Origin of the sequence: Chryseobacterium sp. Chry.R1 (assembly GCF_039645525.1) — a bacterium.
GTDB lineage: Bacteria > Bacteroidota > Bacteroidia > Flavobacteriales > Weeksellaceae > Chryseobacterium > Chryseobacterium proteolyticum.
On sequence record NZ_CP151793.1, the window covers coordinates 3501850 to 3513839 of the forward strand.

At 36.8% G+C, this 11990-nt stretch carries 9 protein-coding genes; 5 read left to right on the forward strand and 4 right to left on the reverse strand.

What is annotated here, in order from left to right:
- Positions 1 to 51 precede the first annotated feature (51 nt).
- From AAEU33_RS15905 to AAEU33_RS15915, 3 genes are all read left to right on the forward strand, one after another.
- Positions 52 to 1842 (forward strand): acyl-CoA dehydrogenase family protein, encoded by a 1791-nt coding sequence (locus tag AAEU33_RS15905; RefSeq protein ID WP_345988720.1) that lies wholly within the window; start codon positions 52 to 54, stop codon positions 1840 to 1842.
- A gap of 113 nt (positions 1843 to 1955) precedes the next feature.
- Complete coding sequence (locus AAEU33_RS15910; RefSeq protein ID WP_345988722.1) at positions 1956 to 2291, forward strand: YegP family protein; 336 nt, start codon at positions 1956 to 1958, stop codon at positions 2289 to 2291.
- A gap of 79 nt (positions 2292 to 2370) precedes the next feature.
- Positions 2371 to 2817: a phosphohydrolase gene (locus AAEU33_RS15915; protein WP_172283136.1), complete on the forward strand. Its 447-nt coding sequence runs from the start codon at positions 2371 to 2373 to the stop codon at positions 2815 to 2817.
- Here AAEU33_RS15915 and AAEU33_RS15920 read toward each other — a convergent pair.
- Positions 2814 to 3530, reverse strand: a complete 717-nt coding sequence (locus AAEU33_RS15920; protein WP_172283137.1) for a DUF2490 domain-containing protein — start codon at positions 3528 to 3530, stop codon at positions 2814 to 2816. The two genes, AAEU33_RS15915 and AAEU33_RS15920, sit on opposite strands and share 4 nt — an antisense overlap.
- A 53-nt stretch (positions 3531 to 3583) precedes the next feature.
- Positions 3584 to 5392, reverse strand: coding sequence for a TonB-dependent receptor (locus AAEU33_RS15925; protein ID WP_345988725.1), 1809 nt, complete (start codon positions 5390 to 5392; stop codon positions 3584 to 3586).
- A gap of 601 nt (positions 5393 to 5993) precedes the next feature.
- Here AAEU33_RS15925 and uvrA point away from each other — a divergent pair.
- Entirely contained in the window at positions 5994 to 8786 is a 2793-nt protein-coding gene (gene uvrA, locus AAEU33_RS15930; RefSeq protein ID WP_345988727.1) for an excinuclease ABC subunit UvrA, read from the forward strand.
- A gap of 53 nt (positions 8787 to 8839) precedes the next feature.
- On the opposite strand, the gene AAEU33_RS15935 is transcribed toward uvrA, so the two are convergent.
- Entirely contained in the window at positions 8840 to 9478 is a 639-nt protein-coding gene (locus AAEU33_RS15935; RefSeq protein ID WP_345988729.1) for an NAD(P)H-binding protein, read from the reverse strand.
- Positions 9479 to 9788: 310 nt separating this feature from the next.
- Here AAEU33_RS15935 and AAEU33_RS15940 point away from each other — a divergent pair, with 310 nt between their 5' ends.
- Positions 9789 to 10895, forward strand: coding sequence for an epoxide hydrolase family protein (locus AAEU33_RS15940; protein WP_172283143.1), 1107 nt, complete (start codon positions 9789 to 9791; stop codon positions 10893 to 10895).
- 362 nt (positions 10896 to 11257) lie between these two features.
- On the opposite strand, the gene AAEU33_RS15945 is transcribed toward AAEU33_RS15940, so the two are convergent.
- Positions 11258 to 11989: a hypothetical protein gene (locus AAEU33_RS15945; RefSeq protein ID WP_345988731.1), complete on the reverse strand. Its 732-nt coding sequence runs from the start codon at positions 11987 to 11989 to the stop codon at positions 11258 to 11260.
- Position 11990 lies beyond the last annotated feature (1 nt).

The window sequence follows — 11990 nt, forward strand, 5'->3', positions numbered from 1 at the left end:
GTCTTTACTCTTTTCTCTTTATTCTTTAATCAAAAATTAAAATTATTAATAATGAGTGATACACTTAATAAAACACGAAAAGGCGGTGAGTTTTTAATTAAAGAAATTCCTGCTAATGAAATCTTCTCTATTGAAGAGCTTAATGAGGAACAAAAAATGCTTCGTGATTCTGCTAAAGAATTTATTGACAGAGAAGTAGTTCCGCAAAAGGAACGTTTCGAAAAGAAAGATTATGCATTCACAGAAGAAACAATGCGTAAGCTTGGTGAAATGGGTATGCTTGGAATTGCTGTTCCTGAGGAATATGGAGGACTGGGAATGGGCTTTGTTACAACCATGCTTGCCTGCGATTATATTTCGGGAGTTACCGGTTCATTAGCTACGGCATACGGAGCGCACACCGGAATCGGAACATTACCAATTGTTCTTTACGGTACAGAAGAGCAAAAGGAAAAATACCTTCCGGATCTGGCTACAGGAACTAAGTTTGGAGCCTATTGTTTAACAGAGCCGGATGCAGGTTCTGATGCCAACTCAGGAAAAACAAGAGCTAAATTATCTGAAGATGGTAAACATTATATCATCAACGGACAAAAGATGTGGATTTCCAATGCTGGATTTGCCGATACTTTCACTCTGTTTGCAAAGATCGATGATGATAAAAATATTACAGGCTTTGTAATCAACCGTTCTGAACTTGAAAATCCTGAAAGCTTAACTTTCGGAGAAGAAGAACATAAATTAGGGATCCGTGCATCCTCTACCCGTCAGGTTTTCTTTAACGATATGAAAATCCCTGTTGAAAACCTTTTGGGAGAAAGAAACAACGGATTTAAAATTGCTTTGAACGCATTGAACGTTGGTCGTATCAAATTAGCTGCAGCTTGTCTTGATGCTCAGAGAAGAATTACCAACCACTCTATCCAGTATGCTAACGAAAGAAAACAGTTTGGTGTTTCTATTTCAACTTTCGGAGCGATCAGAAAGAAGCTTGCTGAAATGGCAACAGGAATATTTGTAAGTGAGGCAGGTTCGTATAGAGCGGCTAAAGATATTCAGGATAAGATTGACGAACTGGTAGCGGGAGGATTAGATCATCAGGCTGCAGAATTAAAGGGTGTTGAAGAATTCGCTGTAGAGTGTTCAATTCTTAAAGTTTTCGTATCTGACCTGGCGCAACATACAGCTGACGAAGGAATTCAGGTATACGGAGGTATGGGATTCTCGGAGGAAACTCCTATGGAGGCAGCTTGGAGAGATTCAAGGATTTCAAGAATCTATGAAGGTACCAATGAGATCAACAGACTACTTGCAGTAGGAATGCTGATCAAGAGAGCGATGAAGGGTGAATTAGACCTGTTATCTCCTGCTATGGCAATCAGTAAAGAATTAATGGGCATCCCTTCATTTGAGGTGCCGGATTATTCTGCCTTTATGAGTGAGGAGAAAGCGATTATTGCAAACCTTAAAAAAGTATTCTTAATGGTTTCCGGAGCTGCCCTTCAAAAATATATGATGGATATTGAAAAGCAGCAACACTTATTGCTAAATGCTTCAGAAATTCTTAATCAGATCTACATGGCAGAATCTGCAATCTTAAGAGCTGAAAAGCACTTTACTCCTGATTCTGTAGAAGCAGCTATGGCTCAGCTTAACCTTTACAAAGCAGTTGAAAAAATCATCGTTGCTGCTAAAGAAGGAATTGTTTCTTTTGCTGAGGGAGATGAGCAAAGAATGATGCTTTCCGGATTAAGAAGATTTACAAAATATACTAATCATCCTAATATAGTTGCTCTTACTGAAAAAGTTGCAGCACACTATATTGAAAAAGGACATTATTAGTCTTTTCTAAAATAAATTTGATGTTAAAGCACTTCACCTTTGAAGTGCTTTTTTGTTTTATAAATTTTTGTTACATTTAAATAACCGAAACATCATCATAAAACAAATAAATTATGGGAAAATTTATTATTTCTAAAAGAACAAACGTGGATTATCAATTCAACCTGAAAGCAGGAAACGGACAGGTAATCTTAACAAGCCAGGGATACAGCTCCAAATCAGGATGTGAAAACGGTATAGAATCCGTGAGAATCAATTCTAAAGACGACTCTAAATTTGAAAGAAAAACTTCTTCTAATGAAAAGTCTTATTTTAATCTAAAAGCAGGGAATGGCCAGATTATTGGAACCAGCCAGATGTATGAATCTGAAAATGGTATGGAGAACGGCATAGAATCAGTAAAAAACAACGCTCCCATTGCATCTGTTGAAGACGAAACACAGGGATAAAATATTTTAAAATAATTAAAAGAAATGTCTTATTTATTTAAGGCATTTTCTATTTTTGCACAGAATCTTTTCAAAAAAAATGACTAAAGAAGAACTTTTACACAGAGCCATAAAGATTGCTGATAAAGCGCATAAAGGGCAGACCGATAAATACCATGCACCCTATATTGCCCATGTAATGCGTGTTATGGAGTACGGAAAAACAATGGATGAAAAAATCGTAGGGGTATTGCATGATGTCGTAGAAGACCATCCTTCTGAGTTTAGTCTTGATTTTTTACGAAATGAGGGCTTTCCGGAATATATCCTGTTTGCCATTAGTTGCCTTACCAAGTTCGATCCTGAAGAGGACTATGACGATTTCATAAAACGAACTGAAAGATCTCCCCTTGCTGTAGCTGTCAAATTAAACGATCTGCGGGATAATATGGATTTACGAAGAGTAAACAGGGAACTTACTCCTAAAGACATTAAAAGATTTAATAAATACCTTAAGGCATATCATTATCTGATCGAAAAATATTAATCCGCTCCCGGGAATTCATAAGTTTTTGTATGGTGATCGGTGCCATCGATATTAATGTTCAGGGCTAAGTAAATAAAATGAAGGTTTTTGTTCCCGGTTGCATCGAATTCTCTTTGCCAGAGGTAACCACATAAAACACCGAAATATTCGTCAATCTGATAACCGAATCCACCGTAAACCCTGTTTCGGGCAAATGTAGGTTTCATAGGGCTTACAAAAAATACTTCGTCATAAGCATTGGCAAATACAGTTCCTTTTTCGATTGTTTTCGCATTAAGAGGTACGCTTACATTCAAACGGTAACGATAACGCATCCTTTGAGATGTTTTATCTGTTTTAGGTTCGTAAAACCAGCTCTTCTCCGCGCGGAGACGATTCTCAAATTTTACAATCCCTTTCTTAACGTCGATAACGTCCTGGAGCCATACCCTGAATTCCTCCCTGCTTAAGCTCTGGGATTTATAGTTCACATATCTTCCAAGGCCTATAAACGGCTTGTGGTTTTTTGTGAGATTATATCCCAGCCCTCCTTTTATTTCGTAATAATCGGGATAAGTATAATCTTCATTTCCTCGAAGCTGACCTTCTGCATACAGGAAAAATTTCGGATGAAATTTATAGGTGAGGGTTACAGCATTAAAGCTTGAAATATGCTCTTGTGCCTTTATAAATGCCATGCTACATAGCAAACTTAAACCTAAGAAAAGTTTCATCTGAAAAAATTTTTGCAAAAATAAAATTAATTAACCACTCGTTAATATTAACTTTACTTAATATTAATATTGTAGGTAAATCCTATATGAAACCATCTGTTAGGCATCTGAACACCAAAGGTTTCGGTATATTTCGTATTCGTAACATTATTAATCAGAACATAGACTGAGAAATCCTTTTTAACGAAACTAATTTTTTCGTCCAATAAATTATAGCTGCCAAGATTCACTCTGTCATTATAACGGTATACTAATTCATTAGTGAAATGTTGCAGGAAACTTGTCTCAAGTTTGGCAACCAACTGATGTTTCAGATTATCGAGAACATATCTTGAAACAAAATCATTAGACTGTTTAAATTCGGTATCCAGGTACGTATACCCCAAAGAATATTTTATCCAAGGGAATAATCTGTGATTAAATTCTATCTCAACTCCTTTCGTATCAATTTCTCCTACATTTTGAGCATACCATACAGGGTCCTCTAAGGATTTCTTTACCCAATCGATAGAATTCTTTGAACTGCGCATAAAACCACTGATTTTCGCCAGTAATATTTTATTCTGATATTGATATCCCACTTCTGATGAAACGGCATTCTCAGGCAAAAGATCAGGGTTTCCCTGCTCTGTTTTACTTATATAATACAGATCTGTAAATGTTGGCACCCTATGCACTCTTGCTACATTCGCATAGACCTTGTTATTGGAATCAAAATTATAACCTACATCCAGCCCTGGATAGAAGAAATTTCCTTCCTTGGAATAATTAGCCCATGAAATTCCGGGACTGATATTTAGTTTTTTGTCCAGCAATGAAAAGTGATGTTCAAAGAGGACCTGGGTGACAAAACGGTTTCTGTCTCCAAGGTTATTACTCACCAGAAACTCTTTTCTCAGTTCGACACCAACCCCTGTCGTTCCTAATCCCCATGTATAGCTTGAATTAACTTCTCCTCCAACATTATTTCCGATATGCATGTTCCTGTACAGAGCGGGATTTTGCCTGTTATATAAATACATATCCTGTCCCCTTCTCCAATATACATTAGAATTAAGTTTCAGTTTCCCAAAAGTTTGCTGGTGGGCTAAACTGACAATGGAAGCCTGCATCTCCTCATACTGCTCTGTAGCCTTCGGTGATGAATAAAATCCATTGGCTCCGAATTTCTTTTCTGAAAAACCTGCCTGAAGCCTTATATCTCCATTTCTAATCCCTAATTTGCTCTGGTAAAACACATTCCGTATTTCATAATCCGTATTATGCATATACCCCTGGGAAGTGGATGAATTAGCTTGCAGGGAGTTGGAAAACTTTTCATTTCCCAATTGGGCATTCAACCCGAAACCATAAGTCTCATAATCTCCGCCTTCCGCACTTATTTTTACCTTTTTACCTAAAATTGTTTTGGTGATGATATTGATGACACCCGCATAGGCATTTTGGCCAAACCTTCGTGCTGCGGGACCTTTAATAATTTCTATGCGCTCAACATCTTCCAGATCCACCGGAATATTTAAAGAATTGTGCCCCGTTTGTGAATCATTCATCCGAATCCCGTTTAATAGTATAAGGACCTGTTCAAATGAGCTTCCGCGAAATCCTACATCACTCTGTACACCATTGGCACCTCTTCTTCTGATATCCATTCCAGGAACCATCTGAAGAATTTCATCAATACTTTTGGCCGCAGCATTTGCGATCTCTTCTCTTGAAATTATGGTGATATTCTGATTGGCACTCTTATAGGGAGTAGCTATAAATTTTCCCTGAACTTCTATCGTTTCAATATCTGATGCTCTTTCCTGTGCTTGTCCCATTACAATAGCTCCCAGAAAAAAAACGGCTCCCAGCTTTTTCATTCCTTAATTTAAGATTTTTTTAAGATTTCCAAAATTAGACGACTTGAACAACACTTACAAATGATTATTATCATAATACTTTAATTGATGTAAATAAAAAAAGATGCAGTGGACTGCATCTTGTGTGGGGAAGTAATTACCTTTTTCTCATTAAATGTGTAACAAGGTCTCTGAATAACTTTACCATTATTATATACATTTATACGCTGCAATGTTAAATAAATTTAAAATACGAAGCAATACTGCAACTTAAAAAAACATAAAAATTCATAAAATTTCTTTAACATACTTAATAAGATATTGCATCTTTCCTTCTTTGTTTAATAATTAATGCTGATGGACAGATTCATTGCTATCATTTTATAACTTATTGTTTAATAAACCACAGTAATAATATTTTATTATTGAAATAATCAATTGACTGTTTAAAGTATTTACATAAGTGTTTTTTTTCAAAAAAGCACCAAAGTAATGACCGGGTCAATGTTTTTATTTTGTAAATATTAACAGTCTGTTTAATAGATTTTTTGAATAGTAAAAGCGATAATTAGACGAAGAAAATCCGTTAAAAATTCGTATTTTTGTTGGTCTTAATTTTACTATGGCATCAATTACAGAAATAGATATAAAAAAGCAGGTATTTGTTAAAAATGCACATCTTAACAACCTGAAGCACATCGATGTATTAATCCCGAAAAATAAACTGATCGTTATCACTGGAGTGTCCGGAAGCGGAAAATCATCACTCGCTTTTGACACAATTTATGCCGAGGGACAAAGGAGATATGTTGAAAGCTTAAGTTCGTATGCACGACAGTTTTTAGGGAAACTGGAAAAACCAAAAGTGGATGATATTAAAGGACTCGCTCCTTCAATTGCTATCCAGCAAAAAGTTATTTCTTCCAACCCCCGTTCAACAGTCGGAACTTCCACAGAAATTTATGATTACCTTAAACTTTTATTTGCCAGAATCGGGAAAACATTTTCCCCGGTTTCAGGACAGGAGGTAAAAAAAGATTCGGTGACAGATGTCGTGGATTTTATTAAATCTTCAAAGAAGGATTCTTCTTTTCTTTTAACGGCTCCACTGGAATATGATATTGACAATTTTGCAGAGAACTTAAATGTCCTCAAGCTAGCCGGTTTTACGAGATTGGAGATTAATGATAACGTTGCAGGAATTGAAGATCTGGAAAGCTTTGGATTTACTCCTGAAAAAGGAATGATCATTAATCTGGTGATTGACCGTTTTGCTTATGAAGAAGATGAGAGTTTTCTTCAAAGATTGGCAGACTCTATTCAGATGGCTTTCTACGAAGGTAGAGGGTATTGCTCGCTTAAAAATATTGAAACAGGAAAAGTCAGAGAGTTTTCCAATAAATTTGAGATGGACGGGATAGAATTCCTGGAGCCCAATGTCCATTTTTTTAGTTTTAATAATCCTTATGGTGCTTGCCCTACCTGTGAAGGTTATGGAAAAGTAATAGGAATCGATGAAGACCTTGTGATTCCTAACAAGACCCTTTCCGTTTATGAAGATGCTGTTGTGGCATGGAGAGGAGAAACGATGAGTGAATGGAAAAAAGCATTCATCAAAAAAGCGGGGGACTTTCCTATCCATAAGCCTTATCATCAGCTTACGAAGGAGCAAAAAAATTATTTATGGAAAGGAGATGGTAGCAGCAGTTTTCCATCGATCAATAATTTCTTCAAAATGCTTGAAGAAAATTTATACAAGATCCAATACCGTGTCATGCTTTCCCGTTATCGGGGTAAAACACTTTGTCCAACCTGTGAAGGTTTAAGGCTTCGTGAAGAAACAAGCTGGGTAAAAGTTGACGGGCATAATATCCAGTCTACGATTGAATTACCGCTTGACGAGCTCTTCCCTTTAATCCATTCTTTACAGCTTTCGGAACATGATCAGGAAGTAGCTAAAAGGCTTCTCTATGAGATCACTACCCGTCTGGAATTCCTATTAAAGGTGGGATTAGGATATCTTACCCTTAACAGAACATCCAATACGCTGTCTGGAGGAGAAAGCCAGAGGATCAACCTTGCTACCAGTTTGGGAAGTTCATTAGTAGGTTCCATCTATATTCTGGATGAACCTTCAATCGGGTTGCACTCCAGGGATACTGAAAATTTAATCGGAGTTTTAAAAAATCTGCGGGATTTGGGAAATACCGTTATCGTTGTTGAACACGATGAAGATGTAATGAGAGCTGCAGACTATATTATTGATATTGGTCCTGAAGCCGGTTACCTGGGCGGTGAACTTGTTTTTGCCGGGGATTACAAAGAATTAAAAAATGCTGATACCCTTACCTCTCAATATTTAACAGGCAGACTGGAAATTAAAGTTCCTGAGAAAAGAAGGAAAGCTAAGGAATGGATCCATATTAAAGGAGCCAGACAAAATAATCTCAAAAATATTGATGTAGATGTTCCTTTGGAAAATCTGGTTGTTATTTCAGGAGTTTCCGGAAGTGGCAAATCTACACTAATGAAAGAAATTCTCACAAACGATATCCAGATACAGTTGGGAATGGGAGGAAAAAAGGGAGATTACGATACAGTGGAATTTCCTAAAAAACTGATCAAGAATATTGAACTCATCGATCAGAATCCTATCGGGAAATCTTCACGTTCAAACCCTGTTACTTATCTTAAAGCTTACGATGATATCAGAGATCTTTTTGCCAAACAAAAGATGTCTAAGATGATGGGCTATAAACCGAAACATTTCTCATTCAACGTAGATGGTGGAAGATGTGATGAGTGTAAAGGAGAAGGGGTTATCAATGTCTCTATGCAGTTTATGGCTGATATCGAGCTGGAATGTGAAACCTGTAAAGGAACCCGTTTCAAAAATGAAATTCTGGAAGTAAAGTTTGATGAGAAGAATATTTCTGATATCCTCCATATGACGGTGGATGAAGCTCTTGAGTTTTTTAAAGAAAATCATGAAGACAAAATTGTTACGAAATTAAGACCTTTGCAGGAGGTTGGTTTAGGCTATTTGCAGCTTGGGCAAAGCTCTTCTACCCTTTCGGGAGGTGAAGCACAGCGTGTAAAACTTGCTTCTTTCCTGGTAAAAGGAGTAACAACGGATAAGACGTTATTTATCTTTGATGAACCCTCAACCGGACTCCATTTCCATGATATCCAAAAATTACTGAAATCTCTTCAGGCACTGATTGATCTCGGGCATTCTGTAATTGTTATAGAACATCAACCGGACATCATCAAATCTGCAGATTATATTATTGATATTGGTCCTGAAGCCGGAAAATATGGTGGTGAAGTAGTTTTTGCCGGGACACCTGAAGAACTGGCAGACAATAAAAAGTCGCATACGGCCAAATATATCAAAGAAAAATTAGAAAATTAATATGAACAGAGAGTCAAATTTGACTCTCTGTTTTTTAATCTTATTAAATGATCTTAAAGTACATTATACAAAAAGGGGCTTTCCCTGATGTATGTTGTATCTTCAATTTGTGAAATCAGAAATTCCGCCAGGTCTGCTACGCTGATATTTTCACCCTTACAATCTTCCAGATTGGTTTCCACATTGAAATGTTCATCGGTCTGAATAATTAAAGGAAGTCTTACCAATGTCCAGTCCAGATCTGTTGTCGTAAGCAATTCATATTCTGTCTGCTTGTCTTTTGTTGTTTTCGGATAGTTTTGATACATCCAGTCTGTTGCCTGTTTCACCTTTATATTTTTTTTATCAAAAGGGGTGTTAACATTCAATCCGGTAGTTACAATATATCTTTTAAGACCGTGAAAAGTCATCGCCTTTAGAATATTTCCCGTGGCATCACTGAATATAGGATCTTCACCAACCGGCTGCCCTAAAGTACTGATGACACAACTGCAATCTTTAAGTAAAGCATGAACGGACTGATAATTTCTGGCATCCCCTTTCATAATTTCTATCAGAGAATTTTCTGATTTAAAATTCTCGGGATTTCTGAGCAAAAGTTTAATGGAATAGCCTTTTTCCAAAAGCTGACGAACAAGATATTTTCCGGATTTTCCGGTACCGCCGATCACGGCTATTGTATTTGTTTTCATAAGAATCTCTTTAATGTTATAAACTGTACACGCCGGTAATATAATATCACCCATTGGTTTTGTTTTTATGTAAATATAAAATGACAAGGAGTCCAGGAGCCTGAACCCTTATAAAGCCCGGTTATAGAATCTTACCGGTAAATACTGATGATATTTATAAAGAGATTTTAATAGGATAAATTTACTTATTTAATTTAAAACAGCAGTATAAAAATTTATAAATATCTAATTAATACGACTTTACAAAACAATTAAAGAATTATATTTGTTAAGAACCATAATACAACTCATACAACCAAATTCAAATCATATGAAACCATTTACCGTAAACATTTCAGAGACTGTTCTTACAGATCTGAAAAACCGAATTCAAAACACCCGATGGCCCGGAGAAGCTGAAGGTTCTGACTGGCACTTCGGAACAAGCGAAAAGTACCTGAAGGAAATTACAGACTACTGGATCAATGGATACGACTGGAAAAAACATCAAGACCAGTTGAATCAATATCCCCAATATACAACTGACATTGACGGGATTCAGATTCATTTCCAGTATATAAAAGGAAAAGGAAGCAATTCCATCCCCTTATTGCTAACCCACGGCTGGCCGGATACCTTTTATCGTTTTCACAAAATAATTCCTCTGCTTACGGAGGGTGAACAAACTTTTGATCTTATTATTCCTTCCATTCCAGGGTTTGGCTTTTCTGATAAGATTGCCATTAGTAGTGAAGCCGTAGCAGATGTATGGATCAAATTAATGACGGAAACATTAGGGTATAATAAATTTTGTGCTGCGGGTGGAGACGTGGGAATGGGAGTTACCAAAGCTTTAGCTTCCAAATATCCGGATATTATGGAGGGAGTTCATTTTACGGATATCGGTTATCCTATGGGACAGGAAGATCCGAATACAATGACAGAGGAAGAAAAGCAATTTGCCCAGTTTGTACAACGCTGGTGGTATTCCGAAGGTGCTTACGCTATGGTTCACTCTACAAAACCACAATCATTGGCTTATGCACTCAATGACTCTCCTGTCGGGTTAGCGGCATGGATCATTAGTTTTGGAAACGCCGGTGCTCCTCCTGAATTAATTGAAACAGCTTTTGGAGGACGCGATGAGTTGCTTACGAATATTATGATCTATTGGGTCACCCAGACCATCGGTACATCCATGAGAATGTATAAAGCCGATGCTATAGCACAATGGGGAGGATCTCAGCCATTGGAAAAAACCGATGTTCCTGCGGGAATTGTAGTGCTTCCCCGTGAGGCCCAGTTTCCCAGAGAATGGGCAGAACGGTTTGTCAATGTTGTCTCTTTTAAAAAACTGGATAATGGCGGCCATTTTGCAGCATTGGAAATACCCGAGGTATTTTCAGATGAATTGAGATCATTCTTTTATTCTTTGTAGCTGCGCTAAGAATTGGTTCTCAAAACACCATGATAAGGATAAAAACGGGAAATTGATAAAGCCAATTAATACACTGAAAAACCTGATCACGGACTTATCCACAAAAAAATGTGGATAACTTGTGAATTTTAACATTTAATTCATGTTTTGTATTAAAATTATTCCTACATTTACTATGTAATACAACTGAAATGAAATCGTTTTTTGCTTTTTTCAGATTTGAAATTGCAATTAAATTTATAAAAATTTAAGCACAGCATTGTCGGCTGTGCTTTTTATTGTTGTCTAATTAAAAAAATGAGATGTATTTATCTACTGGATCCGCTCCTAAAGAGCGGATTCTTTTATATTATACCTCCTTACTACTCTCTCTCAAATTTTTTTAATGTTCCGTTTTCGTTTAGCTCAATTGAATAGCGTTCCCTGCTTCCGTTAATGCTTGAAGGATACCATCTTATCATATTGTTCCAGACCGAGATGGAAATATTTGTAACAGGCTTTGCTCCTTCAACGCGAGCTGTTTTTTCATTATAGATTTCTGCCGCTTTGGCAATATTTACGAAAGGAAGCTTTCTTAAGGGGACCAACCTGGTTTTAATATTATCTTTAACGGATAATTGTTCCGGGCTGGGATCAGACCATTTACCATTTTCATAACGGTAGTTGTCTATGTATTCCGGGTTCTGAGGATGCTGAAGCATCAGCCTGATATTGCCGTCGTTATAAAAATAAACGGAAGAGTAGATAAAGATCTCTTTACCCATGTACTGAGGCAGCTTTTTCAGTGCTTCCTCAGCTTTGATTAATTTTTCTTCGTTGCTTAGAAAGTCTGTGCTTTTACCTTCCTGATGAGTCTGAACATGGGTTTTAGTATGTTTTTCCAAAATAGTATTGACAATATGCTGCGCTTCTTCTATCTGCCGTTCTACTGCTGGGTCAAATGGGCTTTCAGGAAAAGTTTCTTCCTTTTTTACATAGGTAGAGATACTATCTTTTGGTACAGGCTTAAGGGTATCCTTAACACTCTTTGAAATCTGTTCGCAACCTGTAAAAAGAGTACTGCCTGCAATTATTATAATGATTGATTTTTTCATG